We start from the raw sequence: 21,679 nt of genomic DNA on the forward strand, positions 1-21,679 counted from the left end.
AGGCGCGAAAATGCCGCGCGCGAACGTCACCCGTCCGTGGAGGATCACCGCATACTGGACGGCCGCGGCGCTCGGGAAACCCGAACGCCGCGGCCGGTGGTGCCTCAGAAGCCGGACGTGCCGTTCGGCGTGCCCAGCCCGGTCGGGCCGTCGTACCCGGCCTTGGCCGTGCAGAGGTAGCTGCCGCCGCAGCTGCCGTTCGAGCCGGAGGTCACGTCGTTCAGCCCGCCCGTGTGGGCGTACGGGTAGGACCCGGACGTCACCGAGTTGCCCGCCAGCGCGTACACGCTCGCGATCACCGGCGACGACAGGCTCGTGCCGCCCACCTGGACCCAGCCGTCCGCGCCCTGGGCGAGGCCCAGCGACAGCAGCACATCGCACCACGACGAACTGCCGCAGCTGTTGTACGTGTCGTAGACGCCGAGCCCGGTGGCCGGGTCCGCGACCGCCGACACGTCCGCGACCGTCCGCTTCGCACACCCGGTGTCGTGCTGCCAGGCCGGCTTGGCTTCGAGCGCCGAACACCCGCTGCCGCTGCCGTTCCACACCGTTTCGGTCCAGCCGCGCGAGGTGCTCGTCGACTTCTTCAACGTGGTGCCGCCCACCGCCGTCACGTACGGCGAGGACGCCGGCCAGCTGACGCCGTAGCCGGAGTCGCCCGACGACGCCGTCACCGCGATGCCGGGGTGGTTGAGGTGCGCGTCGGCGGCGAGGATCGTCGAATCCTCGGTGCCGCCGTAGCTGTTGGAGATCGCCACCACGCCGGGCGTCGCCGCCGCCGTGTCGACCGCCGTCATCAACGGGTCGGTGTCCGGGGAGTTGGCTTCCACCAACAGGATCTTGCAGTCCGGACAGGTCGCCGACACCGCGTCGAGGTCGAGGCTGATCTCCTCGGCCCAGCCGTAGTCGGGCGCGGGCAGGGGGCTCGCCGCGCCGTTCTGGTTGACCTTCTTGAAGCAGCCGTTGGCCGTCGTGCACGACGAAAGTCCCCGCGCGGAGCGGAACTTCGCCAGGTCGGCCTCCGCCGTCGGCGCGTCCTGCGCGTCGACGATGGCGACCGTCTTGCCGTTCGAGTGCACACCGGCGACGTTGTAGGCCGACTGGATCTCCGCCGGTCCGTAGCCGACCGGGGTGGAGGTGACCAGCGGGCCCTTCCCCTTCGGCGAACGGATCGCCTTGCCGAGGCAGTGCAGCTTGCCGGAGGTGGCACAGCCGAAGTTGACGACGCCGCCGCTCTTCAGCGGGGCGGCTTCGGCGGGTGCCGCGGCGGCCACCGAGAGCGGGGCCGCGACGAGGGAGAGGACGACGGCTGACCGGAACAGCCGTTTGACGCGCGAAAGGGCCATGCTACTCCTCGGTAGGGGACCGGGTGTGGCACGGGATCGTCGCATGTCACTCGATCAGGGTCACCCGCTTGATGGATGTTTCTCGGTTCAGTCATTCGCCCACCGCGCGGTAAACCGGACCAAAGGTCACCAAGTCGCTCACCCGGGTGAGTTATTGGTCCAGACAAGTGTTACCGAAACGAGATCGAGTATCCGCTCACCGGGAGCTACTTTGTTGTGACTCGCAACAAATGCTGCTCGTGGATCCCCAACGGCGGAGGTGTCACGGCGTGAACCTGACCTTGAAGCACCGACGACGCGGCTCGAGGCTCGCGCTCGTCGCATCCGCGCTGCTGGTCGCGGCCGGGTTGAGCGCCCCCGCGGCGCTGGCCGCGGACGACTACACCCAGAGCGTCACGCAGCTCAGCTCGACCCAAGTGCAGATCACCTTCACCCCGACGACCCCCGCGGCGTACGTCGACGTCCACTACACCGGCGTGCCGGGCCTGGGCCAGCAGAACGTCCGGATGACCAACGGCTCCGGCACGTGGCGCACCACGGTCGGCGGCCTGAGCACCGGCAACACGCTCGACTACTGGTTCACCTACGAGAAGAGCGGCCCGCAGTACGACACCCCGCACTTCAGCTACACCGTCGGCGGCGGCACGACGACGGTCGCGGCGCCGACGTTCAGCCCGCCCGGCGGCACGTACTCGACCGCCCAGACGGTGACGATCAGCAGCGCCACCTCCGGCGCGACCATCCGGTACACGACCGACGGCTCCACGCCGACGGCGTCCTCGACGCTCTACAGTGGACCGATCAGCGTCCCGACCTCCCGCACGGTCAACGCGATCGCGCTGAAGTCCGGTTCGACCAACTCGGCGGTGTCGAGCGCGACCTACTCGATCGGCACCCAGGCCGGCTGCCCGACGCAGTCCGACACCCCGAACTTCGGGTCCAACGTGCGGATCTTCGACCCGAGCATGTCCGCGGCGACGATCCAGGCGCAGCTGGACACCGACTTCGCCAACCAGAAGGACACGCAGACGGCGCAGTTCGCCGAGCGGCGCGTCGCCCACCTCTTCAAGCCGGGCACCTACAACGTGCACGACAATGTGGGCTTCTACACCTCGGTGGCCGGCCTCGGCCAGAACCCCGGCGGCGTCGTGATCAACGGCGACATCACCGTGGACGCGTTCAACCCGTCCGACAACGGCGTCGCGCTGCAGAACTTCTGGCGCTCGGCCGAAAACATGGCGGTCAACCCCTCCAGCGGCAACGACCGCTGGGCGGTGGCGCAGGCCGCGCCGTTCCGCCGGATGGACATCCGCGGCGGGCTGCAGCTGTACCCGGCGAGCTACGGCTACGCCAGCGGCGGCTACATCGCCGACACCAAGGTGTCCGGCCAGACGGCGTCGATCTCGCAGCAGCAGTGGTACACCCGCGATTCGGCGCTCGGCAGCTGGGACGGCGGCGTCTGGAACATGGTGTTCTCCGGCACGAGCGGCGCTCCGGCGACCACTTTCCCGAGCCCGCCGGAGACCACGCTGGCCACGACGCCGGTCTCGCGCGACGTGCCGTACCTCTACGTCGACGGCTCCGGCAAGTACCGCGTCTTCCTGCCTTCCCTGCGCACCAACGCGTCCGGCCCGAGCTGGGCGAGCGGCAGCACCCCGGGCACGTCGGCGCCGATGAGCCAGTTCTACGTCGTCAAGTCCGGTGACACGGCCGCGTCGATCAACAACGCGCTCGCCGCCGGCTGCGACCTGTTCTTCACGCCGGGCATCTACCACCTCAACCAGACGCTCAACGTGACCAGGGCGAACACGACGATCCTCGGCATCGGCTACCCGACGCTGGTGCCGGACAACGGCGTCAACGCGATGAACGTGTCCGATGTGGACGGCGTGCGGCTCAAGGGCCTGCTCTTCGACGCGGGCACGACGAACTCGCAGGCGCTGCTCACGGTCGGCCAGTCCGGCTCTTCGGCGTCGCACGCTTCGAACCCGACGACGGTCCAGGACGTGTTCTTCCGGATCGGCGGCGAGATCGCCGGAAAGGCGACCAACAGCCTGGTCGTCAACAGCGCCGACACGATCATCGACCACATCTGGGCGTGGCGGGCCGACCACGGCAACGCCGGGACCGTCGGCTGGACCACGAACACGGCCGACACCGGGCTGGTGGTGAACGGCGCGAACGTGACGGCGACCGGCCTGTTCGTCGAGCACTACCAGAAGTACCAGGTGATCTGGAACGGCCAGGGCGGGAAGACGATCTTCTTCCAGAACGAAATGCCCTACGACGTGCCGGACCAGGCGTCGTGGAACGCGCCGTCGGGAGTCGCGGGGTACGCCGCCTACAAGGTCGGCGCGAACGTGACGTCCCACGAAGCGTGGGGTCTCGGGAGCTACTGCTTCTTCGACACGAACCCGGCGGTGTCCAGCTACCACGCGTTCGAAGTGCCGAACACCAGCGGCGTGAAGTTCCACAGCCTGCTGACGGTTTCGCTCAACTACCGCGGCACGATCACCCACGTCATCAACGACACGGGCGGGGTCACGCCTTCGGGCACCGTGCCGGTGAACGTGGTGAACTACCCGTAACCCGGGTGAACGACGGCCCCCGGTACCGGACCCGACCCGGTACCGGGGGCCGTTTCACGCGATGTGCAGGACCGCGTCGGCGCCGCCGAGCAGGTTTTCGTCGAGCGGGAAGTAGCCCTGCTCGGGCCGGGTGTCGGTACGCTTGCGGCCCGGCGCGACGTCGCTCGCGGCGGTCAGGGACCAGGTCTCGGTGCCGCGCTGCAGCACGCCTTCGCAGGTGTCCCCGGCAGGTTCGCCGAGGCCGAGGACCTCGCTGTGGCCGAGGCTGCCGGCGACGAAGGCGTATCGGTCGCCGAGCAGTGACGCGACGACCGCGCCGGCGCTGACCCATTCGAGCTTCGCGTAGGGCGAGTCCCAGGTGCTCAGCCGGCGCTGCAGGTGGCTGTTGTGCGCGAACACCAGCGTCGGCCCGCGTGGCGCTTCGAGTTCGCGGATCTCCAGGAGGTTCCGGGCCATCAGGGCGTCGCGCGTGCTCGACAGCCGGCTGATCCGCTCGTCCCGGTCGCCGGGCCGGGCGCACTGCGCGTGGTAGCGCAGCAGGCCGAGACCGGCGGTGAGGGTGGTCTTCGCCCGCAGCCACCGCGCGCGGGACGTCGCCGCGATCAGGGCCGGGGCCTGGGCGTAGAGCTCGGTGAGCAGGTCGTCCGCGAGTACCCGCAGCCGGTCGGCCTCCGCCGTGCCGCCGGGGGACGCGGCCGGGTCGAGGACCGCCTCCTGACGGCTCCAGCGTTCGTCGTCCCCGGCGAGACCCGCGATGTCGAGGTCGAGGCCCAGGTAGTCGCGGGCGTGCTCGAGGTAGGTCCGCGGGCTGGGGACGGTCATCATCTCCATCGCGGCGTCGAAGCCGTGGAAGGCCAGCGGTTCGGCGGCGTGCTCGTTGTACTCGCGCATCCAGGCGACCAGCCGCCGGTTGGCGTCGAGAGTGCCGAAGGTGTGCGAGAACCCTTCGTCCATCGCGGTGTCGAGCGTGCCGGTTCCGGTTCGGACGTGGTCGTCCACGACCAGCGCGGCGACGCGGTCGGTCTCCAGCGCGATCGAGCGGAACCCCTGCTCGGCGAGCTGGGCGAAGAGGTCGTTCCGCAGCAGCGCGAAGGCGGGTTCCTGGTGTGTCGGCTCGCCGAACGCGAGCAGCTCGGCGGTGAAGTCGCGGATGTCCATGAGCTTCAACCGTATCGTTGAAGACTCGGTTGAGACTTTTGCCCGGTAGGCTCCGGCTCGTGCGCCCTGCCGACCTCGCCCGTGAACACGGTATCTCGACGCAGGCGGTCCGCAACTACGAACGCAAGGGCTTCCTCCCGCCCGCGTCACGCGCCGAGAGCGGCTACCGGGTTTACACCGAGATCCACGCGGCAGCACTGCGTGCGTTCCTCGCGCTGGTCACGGCGTACGGCCACGCGACGGCCGGCGGCATCATGACCGCCCTCCACGACGACGACCTCGAGCGCGCGCTGACCCTCGTCGACCGCGGCCACGAACGCCTGCTCCGCGACCGCGAAACCCTCAACACGGTCCGCACGGCGATCGGCCACCTGGCCGCGGAACCGGTTCGCGGTGACGGCCCGCAGGGCAGCCGGTCGGTCGGCGAGCTGGCCCACCGCCTGGGCGTCACCGCGGCGACGGTCCGCGCGTGGGAACGCGCGGGCGTCCTGGTGCCGTCACGCAACCCGGCGACCGGCTACCGGGTCTTCACCGCGGCCGACGTCCGCGACGCGGAGCTGACGCACCTGCTCCGCCGCGGCGGCTACCCGCTGGAGCACATCGCGACGGTGGTCGGCCAGGTCCGCGCCGCCGGGGGCACCGCCTCGCTGGCCGGCGCTTTGTCGACGTGGCAACGAAACCTGACCGCGCGAGGCGTCGCCATGCTCACCGCGGCGGCCCGGCTCGGCGAGTACCTGGCGTCACGGCCGTGACTTCGGGTGCAGCCGGTCGTACTCGAGGGCGGCCGAGTGCTGGGTGCGCACGCGCAGGGTCTTCTCCACGTCCTCGTCCTCGATCTCGTTGAGCCCGAGCTGCACGGCCTGCCGGATCTGCTCGCGGTTGTCGCGCACGACGGCGGAGAAGAAGTCGTCGATCCGCGGGTCGAGGAGCACTTCGAGCAGCACCCGGAACGACGTGTCGACGCACGCGCGCACGATCTCGTCGTGGAACGGCAGCCGCTTGAGCTTGCCGAGCTGCGGGTCCTCGGCGATCTTCTCGGTGATGATCGCGCGCAGCTCTTCCTTGTTGGCGCCGAGCGACTTGGCGAGGTTCTCGGGGTAGTTGCCGGTTTCCAGCACCTTGACGACCTCGTCGAGCACGGCGATGGTCACCGGCTTCTTGATGGCCTTCACGATGGGCTCGGACAGCTTGTCGACGAGCCGGTAGGTGAACTGCTCCCCGACGGCCCGGTCCGCGGCCCGCCCGACCCGGATGAGCAGCAGCACGACCCCGACGAACTTGTGCCCCACGATCCACGGGTGCGCGACGGGGATCATGGCGAACAGCTCGTACCAGTTGCGCACCAGGAACTTCCGGGCCCACCGCCGCTTGCGCCACCGCCACAGGAACTCGAGGAAGAACACCCCGCAGATCCCGCAGTCGACGGAGAAGACGACCAGGGCGGCGTCGCGCGCCGGCGGGCTGATCAGCATGAACCCCAGCAACCCGACGGACCCGGCGGCGAGGATGAGCATGATCCAGTCGTCGGCCCGCACGTTCCCGGGCAGGATCCCGCTGTTGAGCTCCGGCTCGCGGGCGTCGCGATGGGTGGTCATGCCCGATGATGGCACGCACGGCCCCGCGAAGCCGGTTCACCGCCCCGGCCGCAGCCTCCTCATCCGGACGGCGCACAGCGCCGTGCAGGCCGCGGACACCAGCAGCAACGCCGCGACGGACCCCAGCCACCACGGCCAGTCGTGGGTCCACAGGTCATCGGCCGGCCCGGTCCGCGGCAGATCCACAGTGGAGGCCCCGGCGGCGTAGCCCCACCGCGCCGGAGCCAGCCAGGACAGCTGCGCCAGCACCGGCCGCCCGGCCACCGGGATCATCCCGCCGCACAGCACCAGCTGCGCCATCACGGTCACGACGAGCACGGGCGTCGTCTGCTCGAGCGAGCGCACCAGCGCCGACCCCAGCAGGCTGAGAAGGCAGGACGCCAACGCGGTCAGCCAGACGGCGACCCCGAGCTCGACGACCGGCCGCGGCAGCAGGACCGCCGAAACCGGCCCGGGCTTGACCGTCGTGACGACGCCGACGAGCACCGCCGCCTGCACGGCCGCGACGAGCGTGAACACGCCGGCCTTCGCGAGCGCGTACGCGCCGGGCCGGAGCCCGACGGCCCGTTCGCGGAGGAAGATCGCCCGTTCGGCGACGGCCTCACGCGCCGAAGCCGCGGCACCCATGAAAGCCGCGCCGACGAAGACGAGCACGAGCATCTGCGCGGCCTCCGTCGGGTGGTCCGGCCCCGGCCGTCGCAGCCCTTCGTGACCGGGCACCGCGAGCGCGAGCACGGCCAGCACGACGGGCACGAGCAGGAGGAACAGCGCGTACCCGGAATCGGCGAGGACGAGCCGCAGGTGCCGCGCGGCGAGCGTGCCGGCCTGGTGCCCCAGTCCCGCGCGGACCGGCGGCGGCTCGATGGCCGCCTCGGGCGGCGCCGCCGGACCCACCGGCGACGGCTGGTGCGGCGGCGCCGTCCCGGCGATCACCCGGTGGAAGATGTCGGCCCAGTCGGCCGTGCCGAACCGCGCCCGCAGTTCCGCGGGCCGCCCGCTGAACACCGGGACGCCGCCCGGGGCCAGCAGCAGCACCAGGTCGCAGTCGTCGAGGTTGGTGACGTTGTGCGTGACCACCACGACCGTCCGGCCGGCGTCGGCCAGTTCGCGCAGCCGGCCCATGATCTGCCTGTCGAGCGCCGGGTCGAGGCCGGACGTCGGCTCGTCCAGCATCAGCAGCGACGGCGCGGTCAGCAGTTCGAGCGCGATCGAGACGCGCTTGCGCTGCCCGCCGGACAACCGGTGGATGGGCGTGCGCGCGTGCTCGGCGAGCCCGACTTCGGCCAGCGTCTCGGTCACCCGCTGCCGCCGGGCCGCCGCGCCGGTGTCGTCCGGCAGCCGCAGCTTGGCCGCGTAGGACAGCGCACTGCGCGCGGTCAGCCGCGTGTGCACGACGTCGTCCTGCGGCACGACCCCGACCCGCCGGGCCACCGCCGAGCGCTGCCGGTGCATGTCGTAACCGTCGTAGGTGATGCGCCCGGTGGTCGGCGCGACCTCGCCGGAGAGCACCTTGAGCAGCGTCGACTTCCCCGCCCCGGACGGCCCGACGACGGCGACCAGCTGTCCGGGCCGCAGGTCGAGCGAAACACCCGCAAGCAACCGCTTCTCCCCGACGGCGAACCCGACGTCGTCGGCCACGAGCCGCGTGCGCTCCCCGCCGGTCGCGACGAGGTTGTCGCCGTCGACCCGCAGATCGGTGGCCCCGACGGTGATCCGGTCCCCGTCCGCGATCGGCGCCCGCCCGGCGACCGGGACGCCGTTGACCAGCGTCGGGTTCCGGCTGCCGAGATCGGTCAGCCGCCATGCCCCGCTGACGCGTTCCAGCCGGGCGTGGCGCCGGGAGACCTGCAGGTCCCCCAGCACGACGTCGTTGTCGGCGGCCCGCCCGATGGTGATCCGGACCCGGTTCCCGATCCACACGCCGTCAGCCGGTGGTGGTCGGGGACGTCGGCACCTCGCCGGGCAGGCCCAGCAGTTCGGCGGTCCCGAGCACGAGGTAGCTCCGCGTGCAGCATTCGCGGCCCGCGACGCCTTCGTACTGGAACCGCAGCCGCAGCACCCCGCTCACATCGAGGTCGATCGGCGTCGGTGTTCCGTAGGCCACCGGCTTGTTGAAGATCTCGCGGCCGTCGGCGAAGATTTCCAGCTGCATCTTCAACGTCGAATCGCCCGCGTTGTCCTCGATACCCGCGGTCGCGGTGAAGCGCCGGAATCCCTTGGAGATGTTGTATTCCACCGCTTCCGTGCGCGTTCCGGAGTACGCCTCGGCGCCGAGTGAGTGCAGGTAGGCCTTGCCCGCGATGTTGGCGCCCTTCTCACCACTCCAGCTCCCGCTGGCCGGTTCGACGGAGTCGAGGTAGACCAGCTGGGCCTGGCGGGCCACGGTCAGCTTCACCGTGTCACCGATGGCCGCACCGGCGGCCGGGTCCTGCTCGATCACCGTGCCGTCGGCGGCCGTCGCGTCGATCTTGTCCACTGTGGACACTTGGACGCCCGGCAGCGCGTCCTGGGCGTCGGCGAGCTTCTTGCCCACGACGTTCGGCATGACGCTGGGCTTCGCCGTGGTCGTCACCGTCGGCGAGTCGCTTGTGGACACCGGCGCCGGGGCGGACGTCGCCGGGGCGACGGAGTTGCCCGAGGCCGCGGTGGTGTTCGGCGCCGGCCGGAAGACGAGCCAGCCGCCGACCAGGAGGGCGAAGACGATGACCAGGGTCACCACCACCGGTCCCCGGCGGCGCTTGCGGTTCGGCATGTTCGCTCCGGTCGGGGTGGACGGCGGGCCCGCCGTCAGCGGTCTGGACGGCGGCGGCGCGGGCACGCCGAACACGGTCTCGGTGCCCGCGCCGGGTTCGGCGAGCGGCACCGGGGGCGGCGGCGTGGCGAGCGGGAGGACCAGCGGCTGGTTCATCAGTTCCAGCACGAGCGCGTCGAGGATGGTCGCGACCTGCTGGGCCGACTCGGGCCGGTCCGCCGGCCGCTTCGCCAGCAACCAGGTGAGCACGTCCCACAGCTGGTCGGGCACCCCGGCGGGCCGGCCCGGCATCGCGGTTTCGTGCAGCCGGATCACGGCGAACGTCGACTGCCCGGCGAACGGCGTGACCCCGCAGCACAGTTCGTACAGCAGGATGCCGAGCGAATACAGGTCCGACGCGGGTGCCGCGTCGAGCCCCTTGCCCAGTTCCGGCGCGAGGTACTGCGGAGTCCCGACGAGCAGCGACCGGCGGCCGAGGTCGCTGGCCGTCGCGAGGCGCGAAATCCCGAAGTCCGTCAGGCGCGGCACCGTGCCGTCCATCAGGACGTTCTCCGGTTTGACGTCGCGGTGCACGACCCCGGCCTGGTGCACGGCCGCGAGCGCCGACGCCACCCCGGCGCCGATGCGCGCGACTTCCGACGGCAGCAACGTCTTCTCGGCGTTCAGCCGCGCCCGGAGGTCGCCACCGCCGACCAGGTCCATCACGATCGCCACGGTTTCGCCCTCGACGACCAGGTCGTGCACGCCGACGAGGTTCGGGTGGCGCAGCCCCACCAGGATGGACCGCTCCTGCAGGAACCGCGCCACCTGTTCGGGGTCCTCGACGAGCTCGTCGCGCAGCACCTTGAAGGCGTAGGCGTGCCCCTGCTCGTCGGAGCCGGCGAAGACCCGGCCCATCGCACCCGTGCCCAGCGGGTCACCCAGCCGGTAGCGGCTGCCCAACGGCTTTTCCATTCACGACCTCCAGCGGTTCAGTCCTCTTCGGGCTTCTTCTTCCCGAAGAGGTTTTCGAGGTGGGGGAAGAGCTGCCAGATGATCACCGGGAGGTTCATCAGCGCTCTGGTGATGCCGGCGCGGTTCCGGAGTTCGGCCCGCCAGCCGAGTGCTTCGCCGATCCGCTGTTCCGCCTCGACGACCAGCGGGACGGCTTCGTCCTTGTCGCCGTTCAGCGCCAGCGCGATGCCGAGGTCGAGCTGGGTCCGCATGGTGTCCGGGTGGTACGGCCCGATCGACTCCCGCTGCTTTTCCAGCAGGACGCGCAGGATCACGGCGACGTCTTCGTACTCCTTCAGCTGGGCGTACGCCTGCGCGGTCGAATACCGCAGCCACTGGTGGAGCGGGTGGTGCTCCGCGAAGACGTCCCGCACACGCGGTTCGAGCTCCGCGAACTCCCGCAGGGCCCGCTTCGGGCGGCCGCGGGTGACGGACGCCCGCGCGCACCGGACGCCGGCCGCCAGGGTCAGCGGGCTCTCGCTGCCCAGCAGGCCGGCGAGGCTGTCGCGGGCCGAGCGGAGCTGCGCTTCCAGGGCGTCCCAGCCTTCGTCGCGCACCTTGAACTCGGTGAGGTCCAACGACATCTGGGCCTCGGCGTGCACGCCGATCGCCTCCAGCCGCAGCGGGTGGCGTTCGTGGTCCGGCGTGTCGTACTCGCGGATGACCGACTCGGCGATCGTCCGCGCCGGCTTGAGGTCGCCGGTGACGATCCGCAGCCGGGCCAGTTCCAGGCGCGCCCGCGGGTCCGGGTCGCCGGTGGAGAGCAGTCCGAGCGCGTCCCGGAACCGGCCGCGCATCCGCTTCGCGACGGCCATCGCCACCCGGGCTTCGGCTTTTTCCCGGTCCGGTAGGGCTTCCGGGACCTCGTCCGGCCACAGCGGATCCGCGTCCGCGTACCGCCCGAGCTGGTCGAGCGCGCGGGCGCACGTCAACCGGGCGCGGAAGGCTTCGGCGCCCGCGAGCGGGCGGCAGACCGCGACGGCCTCGGCGAAGTCACCGGCCTCGACCAGCGCCGCGGCGGCGGCCACCCGGTCCGCCGGGCCCGCGCCCGCCAGGCCCAGGATGCGGTTCGCCGCGTCCCGCGCGGCCACGATGTCGCCCTGGTCGCGGAACCGGTCCAGCCCGATCCGCAGCAGCCGGGCCCGCCGGTCCGCGGGCACGCAGTCGTGCCCGGCGAGCGCGGCCGCGTGCTGGTGGAGGTGTGCGGTGTCCTCGGCCAGCTCCAGCAGGACCTCGGCGGCTTTGCGCGTCAGGTCGTCGTCGAGGCCCGCCGCCTCGCGGACCAGCGCGTGGACGTCCCACCCGGAGCCGAGGTGGGTCAGCAGCGCGCGTCTCGCCAATGCGGCGACGGCGTCCTCGACCGGTTCGCCCGGCAGGACGCGCCGCACGAGGTCCGGCGGCACCGGTGCCCCGGAGATCGCCGCGGCGATCCGCAGGACGCGCCGCGCGGTCCGCCCGCAGCCGTCGACCGCCTGCCGCAGGACGTCCACGGTCGTGCCCTTGACCGCGTCGAGGACATCGGGGAAACCGGTGTGGTCGACCGCGCCCCGCCGGTCGCGCAGCGCGGTGCCGACGCTCGTCAGGACGATCGGGTGCCCGCCGCACCGCTCGACGAGCCGGCGCACGGCCGCCAGCTCGACGGGGTCGTCGGACCCGACGATTTCCGTGTACAGCGCGGAACCCTCGTCTTCCGACAGCCCCGTGAGGTCGATGACCGGGGCGGGCCAGTCCGGGTTGCCGGACCGCGTCGTGAGCACGGTCCGGATGTACGACGTCGGCATGACCAGCTGGTCGAGCACGTCGGCCGGCAACTCCGACGGGACGTCGTCGATGACCCACAGCTGAGGTTGCCGGGCGGCTTCGACGCGCCGGGCGACGACGTCGCGGATCTGGTCCGGCGGCAGGTCGCCGGCGACCTTCGCGAACGTCCGGAGCTGGGCGTGGAACCGCGAAAGCGCCCCGACCGGGTCGTCCTGCCCGAACAGGTCCAGCCACCGCACCCCGCCGGGGAAGGCGTCCCGGAAGAGGAAGGCGTACTGCTCGGCCAGGCTGGTCTTCCCGAGGCCCGCGATCCCGCGCACGACGGCGAGCGCCGAAGACGTCCGCGGGGTGGTGGGCGGCAGCTCGCGGGCGTGCAGGGCGCTGTGGATCGCCCAAAGCTGCCGGTAGCGGCCGACGAACCGGCGGGGCCGCAGCAGCCGGGGCAGCAGCGGCGCCGTGCTGCGGGCCGAACCCAGCGGTGTGGCCGCCTGCCGGACCATTTCGGCGACCCGGTCGGCGATCCGCGCACGTTCCCGGTCGTCCTTCGGCGCCCCGAAGTAGGCGGCGTCCTCCAGTTCCACCGGGGCGATGTGGTTGCTGTCCCGCTCGGGATTGACGACGAGCACCCGCCGCCGGGGATCGCCGAGGCGCTGCGCCGCGAGAAAGGCGGAAGTCAGTTCCCATTGGCAGGCGTACCGCGTCGGAAACCGGCGCGAGTAGTACGCGAGAAGGACTTTCGCTTCGGCCAGTGCAGCTTCGAGCTTCTCGGTGATGCCCTCGAACCGGTCGATCCCGCGGTCACGGAAAACCCGCACGCCGGCGGTTTCGAGTGCGCGTTCGAGCGCGTCCACCTCGGCACGGTCCGACCAGGTGAAACTGAGGAAGACGTCGTGGCCCATTTTGTCCTCGCCGGGAGCGGGAAAGCGTGACGCTCGCCGATGTCGGCCGAGGAATGGTTCCCGTTACACCCGGCGCCGCCCGACCGGGCACGATTGTCGCGTTTTTGTCGTCTTTCCGACGCGGCATTTCCCGTCCGGATGGGGCACGCTGGAAGAAGCGCTCAAGCCGAGGAGGAGCATGGCGCGCACACCGAGGTTCCGCTCAGGGGGCCGGCTGCCAGCCCACGCCGTAGGACCGCGCGGGCCGGAGGTCGTGGAACCCGGTGTGCACCTCGCCCGCGTTGTCGAGGAAGAGCGGCTTGCGCGCGGGCACCGGATCCTCGGCGTCCTTGGAGAACTCGCCGTCGATCCGCCAGATCCGCGAAGGCGGTTCCTGCCGGTCGAACCGGACATTGAGGTCGAAACTCTCGCACGGGAATTCCGGCGTGCAGCAGTAGAAGGGCGCGGGCAGTTCTTCCAGCCTGATGCGGAAGAAGAACTCGTGCTGGTCACCGGCGTCCAGCGCCTGCGGCGGCCGCAGGCGGAACGCGACCCGCGTCGAGGAGACCATCCGCACGGAATGCACCTCACCGCCCGCGACGACGTCGATGCCGAGCCCGGAAAGATCGGGCTGACCGGTGGTGCTGGCCGGCCGCGCCAGGGAAATGCCGTGCTCGATTTCGGCGAGCCCGGAGACGTGGCTGACGATTCGCCGGGTTTCGAAGACTTCGGCAGCGGCGCCCGTGAGCGTCAACCGGACCGCCAGCGCGGACGTGTGCCACGGGTCCTGCCGTCCGGTGGCCGCCGAGGCGCGGAAGGCCGTCGGCAGCTCGGCCGCGGCCTCGGCGATGAGGTAGAGGACGTCGTCGGCGCGGCGCTGCATGGTGCGGACGTTGCGATCGGCGCCCGTGCCGAGGAGTTCGAGCCGCGCGGTGTAGCGCTCGTTCGCGCCGGTGCCGAAGCCCAGGACGATCCGCGCGGTTTCCCGCTGCGATTCGGGCAGCTTCCCGATCAGGGCGACGAGCGTGGCGACGACCTTGGCGCGGACCGTTCCCGGACCGTCGTCGTCGCGGACACCGCACACTTCACGTAACTGTTCGCCGACGACGCCGGGCAGGTTCTTCGCTTGGACGCCCAGGCCTTTGCGAAGCAGTTTCAGCTCCGCTGAGAGCGCGTTGATCTTCGCGTCGGCCGCCTCCTGAGCCAAGCCGCCACCTCCGTCGTGCTCGCCTTCGGGGAAGTGTACTCATGTTCCCCTGCCCGCCACGAAGCCGTCATCCGTTTCCGCCCGGTTTCCGGAACCGGGAAACAGTGCTGGTCACGGCGCCGGGAACCGTTTCCTTTCGAGGGTCAACCAGAAACGCCTGTCGCCACCGAAATGGCCGGGCGAGGCTGGAACGGCCGAAATCCTTCGGCAATCCGAGAAATGCGAAACGGAAAGGTGGCCGCGATGCACACGCACCTCGTCATCGTGCTCAGCCAGCTGGTCTCCCTGCTGGGCTGACCAGGAACAGGCCGGCGGGCCCGGGCCGCCGGCCGATCCTTCCCACCGTTCGCCGAATACAGGATGATCGAGCCATGCAGGACTTTGGAGCCGAATTGAAACGTCGACGGACGGCTGCCGGAATTTCACTGACCGGTCTCGCGGCCGCCGCGCATTTCACCAAGGGCTATCTCAGCAAGGTGGAGAACGGCAAGGCCCGCGTGAACCACGACCTGGCCAAGGCCTGCGACCGGGCACTGGACGCCAAGGGCGAACTGCTCGCCCTCGCCGCGGAACAGGCCTCCCCCGCGCGCCGCAGCGCCGGCGGCATCGTCGGGCTGCCGGCCGGCGGACCGTACTTCGTCGGCCGGGAAACCGAGCTCGAGGCGCTTTCCGCGCTCCTGCTGGACCCGGACGACACCCGCGTCGGCGTCGTGCACGGCATGGCCGGCGCGGGCAAGACGGCGCTGGTCGTCGCCGCCGCCCGGCGGGTCGCGCGCGCCTTCCCCGACGGCTGCCTCTTCTTCGACCTCCGGGGCCACACCCCCGGCGCGACCGAGCTTTCGGCCGGCGAAGCGCTGGGCCGGCTGCTGCGGCTGCTCGACGTCTCGGCCGACCAGTTGCCCGCCGACGAAGACGGCCTGGCCAACCTGGTCCGCGACCAGCTCCGCGGCCGGCGGATGATCCTGGTGCTGGACAACGTGCGCTCCGCCGAGCAGATCCGGGCGATCGTCCCGGGCGAGACGGCGTCGCGGATCCTGGTCACCAGCCGCGGCCGGCTCCCCGCCCTCGACGACGCCTGGCACTTCCCCGTCGACGTGCTGCCGCTCGACGACGCCGTGCGGCTCCTGCGGTCCGTCGCGGGCGAGCACGCGCCGGACGACGAAGACGTCGTGACCGAGATCGTCCGGCACTGCGGCCGGCTCCCGCTCGCGGTGCGCATCGTGGCCGCCCGGTTCGTCGCCGGTGGCTGGACCGCGGCGAAGCTGCGCGACCGGCTCGCCGACGAAACGACCCGGCTCGGCACGCTGGACGACGGGGAGCGCAGTGTCGCCACCGCGTTCACCGTCTCCTACGCCTCCCTGCCCCGCGACCAGCGGCGGCTGCTGGGCCTGCTCGCCCTCCACCCCGCGACCGCCGCGGAAGAACGGGCCGTCGAAGCCCTCGCCGGCCTGGGCGCGGGCGAAGCGGACCGCCTGGTGGACCGGCTGCACGACGCCCACCTGCTCGTCCGCGACGAGCGGGGGTACGTCGAGCTCCACGACCTGATGCGGATGTTCGCGGCGAAGCACGCCCTCCCCGAGGTCGCGCCGGACGACCGCGAAGTCGCGGTGAGCCGCCTGGTCGATCACGCGCTCTCGACCACCCTGGCGGCCGACGGACTCGCGGAGCCGCACCGGTTCCGCCCGGCCACCGGCCTTCCGCCCGCGGCCGCCGTGCCGTTCGGCGACGCCGGGGGGGCGCTCGCCTGGCTGGCCGCGCAGTGGCCGATGCTCGTCGAGATCGTCGACGCCGCCGCGCGCCACCGGCTGCACGAACGCTGCTGGCAGCTCGCCTTCACGCTCCGCGCGTTCTTCTTCCGCGAGAAACTGTTCGAGCCGTGGATCCGGACGCACGAGCGAGCGCTCGAAGCCACGCGCGCGCTGGGCGACCTGAGCGCCACGGGGATGATCCTCAACAACCTCGGCATGGCCCACGTCGAGGCGGGCCACGTCGACGACGCCGTCCGGCTCCACGAACAGGCCCGGGAGTGCTTCACGCAGGCGCACGACGAACGCGGCGCGACCGACGCGCTGTCGAGCCTGGCGTGGGCGCGCCTGTACCGAGGCGAAGCCGAAGCGACGCTGACCGACCTGACCACGGTGCTGGCGGTCTACCGCCGGACCGGGCGGACCCGGAACGTGGTCATCGCCCTGCGCGGCATCGCGCTCGCGGCGGCGGATTTGGAGCAGTTCCCCGAAGCCCTGACTCGCGCCCGGGAAGCCGTCGAACTCGCTCAGCAGCCGGACGACCAGGTGATGTCGGTCAACTGCGCGGCGTGGGTGCACTTCCGCGCCGGCCAGTGGGAAGACGCCGAACGCTGCTACCGGCGGGCGGCCGAACTGGCCGACGACGCGGGGAACGAGTACGAACACGCGCGCGCGTTGACGGGCCTGGGCAACACCGCGGCCGGGCGCGGCGACCGGGAGGCGGCGACGCGCTGGTGGGCGGACGCCGCCGCGTACCGGGTGACCCTCGACCGGACCGTGCTCGGCGAGGCCGAGTACCGGGACCGGGTGGCCGGCTGATCAGAAGACGATGAAGAAGATGAGCCGCTTCGCCTGCCAGGTCCAGATCCGCCAGGCGTAGCGGAGAGCCAGCGCGGCCAGGACCAGGCCGACGAGCCCGGCGAAGACCGAGCCGTGGCCCAGCAGGACGAACCCGCCGATCGCGAGGACGACGGTCCACACCGTCCACAGCAGACCGTAGCCCGCTCTGCTCGCCTCGCTGTACGGGCGGGTTTCGGCCGGTCCCGGCACCGGGCCGACGGGTGACTGCGGTTCCGCACTCATGGTTCCTCCTCGTTTCCAGGAAGCGGTTCGGCATTCCTGGGTGACGAGTCGCCGGGCCGGCGGAACGCGTTGCGACGGACCGTCCATTGTCGGCCTTCTGTCGCGTTCGGCAGGCACCGGGCCACGGCGCGGTGGGATTCTCACCGCCGGGAAACCGGTCAATAACCCGACATTCCCCGGCAACCGCACCCTGAGCGGTAGCGAAGCCGCCCGGGCAGCCGATCAACGTCCGGGAAGCGGAAACCGGGGTGAGGACACCGTCATGACCACGCATTGAGTCGCCGCCGAAGGCTGAGCGCACGTCAGTCTTCGAGGACCTCCCTGAGCCTGCGGGCGAACGCCTCGGGCTGGCCGGCGTAGCCGAACTCGCCGCCCAGGAAGCCGCCGTGGTGGCTGGGGAACACCGTTGCCTGCCGGCCGAGGCGGGCGGCCGTGGCCTGGGCGGTGCGGCCCGTCATGACGTCCGCGGACTCCTCGCCCACCGCGATCACGATCCGGGTCGGCGCCGACCTCAGCGCGTCGACGTCGAGCTCGTAGGCCGTGACCGCCAGGGAGCGTTCGGTCAGCAGCGGGTCGTCGCGGCGGCCGTCGTCCTCGGTGGGCATGCCGAACTGGGCGGGGTCCGGCAGGGGCTGCGCGAAGTAGTCGTCGGTGAACTCGCCCTTCCACGAAGTCATCGCGATGAACGCCGCCATCCCGGCGCCGAAGCCCCGTGCCTGGTAGGCGTCCCGGAAGGCCTGGCTCGCCCGCTCGGCCGCCGCGGCATCGGGCAGGACCGACACGAGCGGCGGCTCGTGGGCGACGAGCGTGCGGACGCTCTCGGGGTGCGCCGTGACCAGCGCGAGCGCGGCGACGGCGCCCCCGCTGCTCCCGAACACCTCGACCGGGCCGACGCCCAGCGCCCGGATGACGCCGTGGATGTCTTCGGCCTGGACGGCGGGCACGTGGTCCTCCCGGCCGTCCTTGCGGACGCTGCGCCCGAGCCCGCGCGGGTCGTACGTGACGACGGTCCGCTCGGGGAAGAACGACGCCAGGGTGCTGAACCCGGCCGCCTCCATGGGCTGCCCGACCATGAGGAGCGGTGGCCGCGGGCTGTCGGCGGGCGCGGGGCCGTGGACGTCGTAGACGACGTCGGCCTCCGGCGTTTCCAGTACGTGTGTGGTGGTCATGCTGCCTCCCCGGTTCGGGACTCGGGCCGAGCCTAAACCGGGGCACCGACAGTTTCCGTGGTCGCGCGCCGTGGTGTCGATCCACGTCCGCGGGGCTCATGAGGCCCCGCTGGTTGCCGAACCGCGCGCGTGGGGTGGCCGGCCGGACTCGCACCGGCTTCGCCCGGGGTCACAGCCCGGGGCCTCGTCTCCTTCGGCTTCGGCCACAGTCGTCCTGCCGGGGTTCGAACCCGGGACCACCCCGAGGTGACCGGGGTGCTCTTCCGCTGAGCTACGGGACGTTCGTTCACCGCTTCGCGTAGCGCGTCCGGGAGTCGAACCCGGGTCTCCCGGGTGAGAACCGGGGATCCGTACCGCTGGACCAACGCGCCGTGGTGGTGGAGGAGGGAGTCGAACCCCCGGTGTCGCGAGGACGTCCGGTTTACGGCCGGCTGGGGCTCCACAGCCCCGTCTCCACCGATTCCCCGGCCGCGGCAGGCCGGGGCGCACTCGCGTCCGCCGCATTGGTACGACGAAGACGAGCGCAGAAAAAAGAACGCAAAAAGAAAGCCGCCCGGATCGGTTTCCCGATGGGCGGCTCCGCGAGCACGACGACTGCTACGTCATGGCCGGGAGCCGGTGTTCGTGCACGGAGAACCGGTGGTCCGACGCGCGTACGAGGACGGCCGAGATATACATCTCGCGCCTCTCGATGTGCGTCATGACAACTCCTCGGCTCGTTTGGGTGAACACATCATCGCCCACCGCGGCGCACGCGTCAACGAATTAATGCACCAGCCCGGTGCGATAGGCGTAGATCACGGCCTGCACGCGGTCACGCAGATCCAGCTTGGCCAGGATTCGCGACACGTACGTCTTCACGGTCTCCTGGCTGATCACGAGCGTCGCGGCGATTTCGCTGTTGGACAGGCCGTTCGCGATCAGGCGCAGCACCTCCAGCTCGCGCGGCGCCAGCGCGGTGTCGCCGGAAGTGCCTGCGACGGGCCGGATCCGCGCGGCGTAGCGGCCGACGAGCCGGCGCGTCACCTCCGGGTCCAGCAGCGCGGCGCCGGTCGCGACGGTGCGGATGCCGTGCAGCAGCTGGGCCGGCGGAGCGTCCTTGAGCAGGAACCCGCCCGCGCCCGCGCGCAACGCCTCGTACACGTACTCGTCGAGGTTGAACGTCGTCACCACGAGGACCTTGACCGGCTGCGCCACCCCGGCGCCGGCGAGCCGCCGGGTCGCCTCGATGCCGTCGAGAAGCGGCATCCGGACGTCCATCACCACGACGTCCGGCTTCAGCGAGCGGGCCAGGTCGACCGCCGTGCGGCCGTCCGCGCACTCGCCGACCACTTCGAGGTCCGGCTGCGCGCCGATGATCGTCGCGAGCCCGGTGCGGATCAGCGCCTGGTCGTCGCAGACGAGGACCCGGATCACCGCGGGATCCGAGCCCGGACGACGAAACCGCCGTCACCGCCGCCGCCCGCGGTGAACTCGCCACCGAGCGCGCCGACGCGTTCGCGCAGCCCCGCCAGGCCGCGCCCGCTTCCGCTCGGCACCGCCGGGCCCGCGGGGGCGCCCCCGTTTTCCACGCTACCGGACGGCACCGACGGTTTCGGCGGCCCGGAAGTCGTGACCTCCACGAGGATCTCCTTCTCGTCGTGCTGCACGCGGACTTCGGTGTGCTTGCCGTACGCGTGCTTCAGCGTGTTCGTCAAGGCTTCCTGCACGACGCGGTAGACCACGGCGTCGGCGGTGCCGGGCACCTGATCACCCGCTTCGGTGAATTCGACCGGCTGCCCGGCCCGCCGCGTCTGCTCCACGAGGGCCCGCAGCGAACCGAGGGAAGGGTGGTCGGGGTCGAGCAGGTCGAGCAGCTGCCGGAGGTCCGAGATGGCCAGCCGCCCGGTGTCGGTGATCGCGCTCAGGGTCCGGTCGAGCCGTTCGGGCGCGGCGGTCAGGTAGCGCGCGGCTTCGGTCTGGACGACCATCGCCGTCACGTGGTGGGTCACGACGTCGTGGAGTTCGCGGGCGATGCGCGTGCGCTCGGCGGCGCGGGTCGTCTCGGCGACGTGGCGGCGGTGCTCCGCCTCGGCGGCGCGCGACTGCCGCAGCCAGGCGCCGATGCCCCACGCGAGGGCCAGCGCCAGGTAGAAGGTGACGAAGCCGGTCACGCCCTCGGTCGACCCGTGCCGGGCCAGGACGACGGCCAAGGGCACATACGCGGCGGAAGCGACGGCCACGGTCGTCCACCGGAAGCGCGTCAGGTGGGCCGCCGCGCTCAGCAGCGCGATCGGCAGCGCGGAGCCGGAAACCGTGTGGTAGGCCCAAATCTGGTCGAGGGCGAAGCCGGCCGAGACGAGCGCGAGGCAGACGGCCGGCCATCGCCGCCGCACGGCGAGCGGCAGGCACTCGAGGGCGACCACCGCGTAGGCCGCGCCGTCCATGGGCCGCGTCGGCAGATCGCCGACCTGGGTGCCGTAGCCGTGCAGCGCCGGGATCAGGGCCAAGCCCGCGAGCAGCACCGCGAACGCGAGGTCCCGGACGGTGACGTCGAGCCGCCGCCACCGGTCCGGGACGCGCCGGAGGTCGGTCACGGGAGGACAGTAGCGGCCGCGGCGGCGCGTCCCCGGCGAGGCACGATGTGGCCGCGCCGCCGGGCCAGCCGCATGAAGGCGGCCGTCACGACCACGCCGGCCACCACGGAGCAGACGCTCGCCTCGGGCCCGAACCCGCCACCGCTGAGCGCGGCCGGCCCGGACACGACGCCGTGCAGGAGGCCTTCGGGGGCGTTCGTGCCGGAGACGTCGGTGCCGAAGATCGCGCCCTCCGCGTAGTTCCACCCGAAGTGCAGGCCGATCGGCAGCCACAGGGTGCGCGTGGCGGCGTAAGCGGCGGCGAGCATGCCGCCGGCCTCGACGGCGATGGCGATCGCGCCCCAGAGCGTCGCGTGGGCGTTGAAGAGGTGCGAGAGGCCGAACAGCAGCCCGGTGAGGGCGAGCGCGGCCCAGGTGCCGATCCACCGTTCGACGTTCCGGAAAAGCACCCCGCGGAAGAGCAGCTCTTCGGTGACGGCGGCGGCCGCGGTGAACCCGAACAACGCGATCGCCCCGGCGACCGAGCCCCACCCGAGCACGTCGTAGCCGCCGACCAGCGCGATGATCGCGATGACGCAGGCGAACAACCCGAGCCCGAGGAGCAGCCCCCGCCCGAGCGCCCCGGTGTTCCTGGCGACTTCGACCGGCTCGCGGTGCTCGGTCCGGTTCACGATCCACCGGTAGGCGAGCAGGGAAAGCACCGCGGTGCCGAGCCCGAAAACGAGGGTGAGCGGGGTGTTCCACCCGACGGCACTGACCGCGAGACTGCCGCCGAAGGCGACGACCGCCACGACCACGAGCTGCAGGAACAGTCGCATGACGACTCCT

General features: G+C 71.7%; 15 protein-coding genes and 4 tRNA genes. 3 read left to right on the forward strand and 16 right to left on the reverse strand.

Annotated features, from left to right (window positions below; genetic code table 11):
- Positions 1-104 precede the first annotated feature (104 nt).
- The gene (locus ACYVLJ_RS04695) at positions 105-1,346 is read right to left on the reverse strand and encodes a S53 family peptidase (RefSeq protein WP_460437855.1); all 1,242 of its coding nucleotides are present in this window, start codon (positions 1,344-1,346) and stop codon (positions 105-107) included.
- 269 nt (positions 1,347-1,615) lie between these two features.
- Here ACYVLJ_RS04695 and ACYVLJ_RS04700 point away from each other — a divergent pair, with 269 nt between their 5' ends.
- Positions 1,616-3,934 carry a chitobiase/beta-hexosaminidase C-terminal domain-containing protein gene (locus tag ACYVLJ_RS04700; protein WP_460437856.1) on the forward strand — a complete coding sequence of 773 codons (2,319 nt, stop codon included), beginning with the start codon at positions 1,616-1,618 and terminating at the stop codon, positions 3,932-3,934.
- Between the two features lie 54 nt (positions 3,935-3,988).
- On the opposite strand, the gene ACYVLJ_RS04705 is transcribed toward ACYVLJ_RS04700, so the two are convergent.
- Entirely contained in the window at positions 3,989-5,092 is a 1,104-nt protein-coding gene (locus tag ACYVLJ_RS04705) for an erythromycin esterase family protein (RefSeq protein ID WP_460437857.1), read from the reverse strand.
- 59 nt (positions 5,093-5,151) lie between these two features.
- On the opposite strand from ACYVLJ_RS04705, the gene ACYVLJ_RS04710 reads away from it, so the two are divergent.
- Positions 5,152-5,844, forward strand: a complete 693-nt coding sequence (locus ACYVLJ_RS04710; protein ID WP_460437858.1) for a TioE family transcriptional regulator — start codon at positions 5,152-5,154, stop codon at positions 5,842-5,844.
- On the opposite strand, the gene ACYVLJ_RS04715 is transcribed toward ACYVLJ_RS04710, so the two are convergent.
- The 5 genes from ACYVLJ_RS04715 to ACYVLJ_RS04735 all read right to left on the reverse strand — a co-directional run bounded on the left by ACYVLJ_RS04715 (position 5,833) and on the right by ACYVLJ_RS04735 (position 14,278).
- The gene (locus ACYVLJ_RS04715; protein ID WP_451969152.1) at positions 5,833-6,687 is read right to left on the reverse strand and encodes an ion transporter; all 855 of its coding nucleotides are present in this window, start codon (positions 6,685-6,687) and stop codon (positions 5,833-5,835) included. The two genes, ACYVLJ_RS04710 and ACYVLJ_RS04715, sit on opposite strands and share 12 nt — an antisense overlap.
- Before the next feature lie 36 nt (positions 6,688-6,723).
- Entirely contained in the window at positions 6,724-8,607 is a 1,884-nt protein-coding gene (locus tag ACYVLJ_RS04720; RefSeq protein WP_460437859.1) for an ATP-binding cassette domain-containing protein, read from the reverse strand.
- Between the two features lie 4 nt (positions 8,608-8,611).
- Positions 8,612-10,393 carry a protein kinase domain-containing protein gene (locus ACYVLJ_RS04725; RefSeq protein WP_460437860.1) on the reverse strand — a complete coding sequence of 594 codons (1,782 nt, stop codon included), beginning with the start codon at positions 10,391-10,393 and terminating at the stop codon, positions 8,612-8,614.
- Between the two features lie 17 nt (positions 10,394-10,410).
- Positions 10,411-13,092, reverse strand: coding sequence for a tetratricopeptide repeat protein (locus ACYVLJ_RS04730; RefSeq protein WP_460437861.1), 2,682 nt, complete (start codon positions 13,090-13,092; stop codon positions 10,411-10,413).
- A gap of 202 nt (positions 13,093-13,294) precedes the next feature.
- Positions 13,295-14,278 (reverse strand): hypothetical protein, encoded by a 984-nt coding sequence (locus tag ACYVLJ_RS04735; protein ID WP_451969160.1) that lies wholly within the window; start codon positions 14,276-14,278, stop codon positions 13,295-13,297.
- Between the two features lie 371 nt (positions 14,279-14,649).
- On the opposite strand from ACYVLJ_RS04735, the gene ACYVLJ_RS04740 reads away from it, so the two are divergent.
- A complete protein-coding gene (locus ACYVLJ_RS04740; RefSeq protein ID WP_460437862.1) occupies positions 14,650-16,842 on the forward strand; it encodes an NB-ARC domain-containing protein in 2,193 nt (730 codons plus the stop codon).
- Here ACYVLJ_RS04740 and ACYVLJ_RS04745 read toward each other — a convergent pair whose 3' ends face one another.
- The 9 genes from ACYVLJ_RS04745 to ACYVLJ_RS04785 all read right to left on the reverse strand — a co-directional run bounded on the left by ACYVLJ_RS04745 (position 16,843) and on the right by ACYVLJ_RS04785 (position 21,669).
- Complete coding sequence (locus ACYVLJ_RS04745) at positions 16,843-17,106, reverse strand: hypothetical protein (RefSeq protein ID WP_460437863.1); 264 nt, start codon at positions 17,104-17,106, stop codon at positions 16,843-16,845.
- 302 nt (positions 17,107-17,408) lie between these two features.
- The gene (locus ACYVLJ_RS04750; protein WP_460437864.1) at positions 17,409-18,275 is read right to left on the reverse strand and encodes an alpha/beta fold hydrolase; all 867 of its coding nucleotides are present in this window, start codon (positions 18,273-18,275) and stop codon (positions 17,409-17,411) included.
- 130 nt (positions 18,276-18,405) lie between these two features.
- Positions 18,406-18,482: transfer RNA gene (locus tag ACYVLJ_RS04755), tRNA-His, on the reverse strand.
- Positions 18,483-18,484: 2 nt separating this feature from the next.
- Positions 18,485-18,556: transfer RNA gene (locus ACYVLJ_RS04760), tRNA-Val, on the reverse strand.
- Positions 18,557-18,574: 18 nt separating this feature from the next.
- Positions 18,575-18,646: transfer RNA gene (locus ACYVLJ_RS04765), tRNA-Glu, on the reverse strand.
- A 1-nt stretch (position 18,647) separates the two neighbouring features.
- Positions 18,648-18,733, reverse strand: a tRNA-Tyr gene (locus ACYVLJ_RS04770).
- A gap of 307 nt (positions 18,734-19,040) precedes the next feature.
- The gene (locus ACYVLJ_RS04775) at positions 19,041-19,691 is read right to left on the reverse strand and encodes a transcriptional regulator (RefSeq protein WP_460437865.1); all 651 of its coding nucleotides are present in this window, start codon (positions 19,689-19,691) and stop codon (positions 19,041-19,043) included.
- On the reverse strand, positions 19,688-20,851 hold the full coding sequence (locus tag ACYVLJ_RS04780; protein ID WP_460437866.1) for a sensor histidine kinase: 1,164 nt from the start codon (positions 20,849-20,851) through the stop codon (positions 19,688-19,690). Before ACYVLJ_RS04780 ends, ACYVLJ_RS04775 begins: the two co-directional genes overlap by 4 nt.
- The gene (locus tag ACYVLJ_RS04785; protein WP_460437867.1) at positions 20,848-21,669 is read right to left on the reverse strand and encodes a CPBP family intramembrane glutamic endopeptidase; all 822 of its coding nucleotides are present in this window, start codon (positions 21,667-21,669) and stop codon (positions 20,848-20,850) included. The genes ACYVLJ_RS04780 and ACYVLJ_RS04785 overlap by 4 nt, the downstream gene beginning before the upstream one ends.
- Positions 21,670-21,679: the final 10 nt, after the last annotated feature.

It is taken from the genome of Amycolatopsis stemonae (assembly GCF_054781455.1).

Excerpts from the sequence above, each read along its gene's own strand:
- ACYVLJ_RS04740 (WP_460437862.1), top strand. The coding sequence starts at position 14,650 with ATGCAGGACTTTGGAGCCGAATTGAAACGTCGACGGACGGCTGCCGGA.
- ACYVLJ_RS04695 (WP_460437855.1), bottom strand. The coding sequence starts at position 1,346 with ATGGCCCTTTCGCGCGTCAAACGGCTGTTCCGGTCAGCCGTCGTCCTC.
- ACYVLJ_RS04730 (WP_460437861.1), bottom strand. The coding sequence starts at position 13,092 with ATGGGCCACGACGTCTTCCTCAGTTTCACCTGGTCGGACCGTGCCGAG.
- ACYVLJ_RS04725 (WP_460437860.1), bottom strand. The coding sequence starts at position 10,393 with ATGGAAAAGCCGTTGGGCAGCCGCTACCGGCTGGGTGACCCGCTGGGC.
- ACYVLJ_RS04785 (WP_460437867.1), bottom strand. The coding sequence starts at position 21,669 with ATGCGACTGTTCCTGCAGCTCGTGGTCGTGGCGGTCGTCGCCTTCGGC.
- ACYVLJ_RS04715 (WP_451969152.1), bottom strand. The coding sequence starts at position 6,687 with ATGACCACCCATCGCGACGCCCGCGAGCCGGAGCTCAACAGCGGGATC.
- ACYVLJ_RS04705 (WP_460437857.1), bottom strand. The coding sequence starts at position 5,092 with ATGGACATCCGCGACTTCACCGCCGAGCTGCTCGCGTTCGGCGAGCCG.
- ACYVLJ_RS04750 (WP_460437864.1), bottom strand. The coding sequence starts at position 18,275 with ATGACCACCACACACGTACTGGAAACGCCGGAGGCCGACGTCGTCTAC.
- ACYVLJ_RS04745 (WP_460437863.1), bottom strand. The coding sequence starts at position 17,106 with ATGAGTGCGGAACCGCAGTCACCCGTCGGCCCGGTGCCGGGACCGGCC.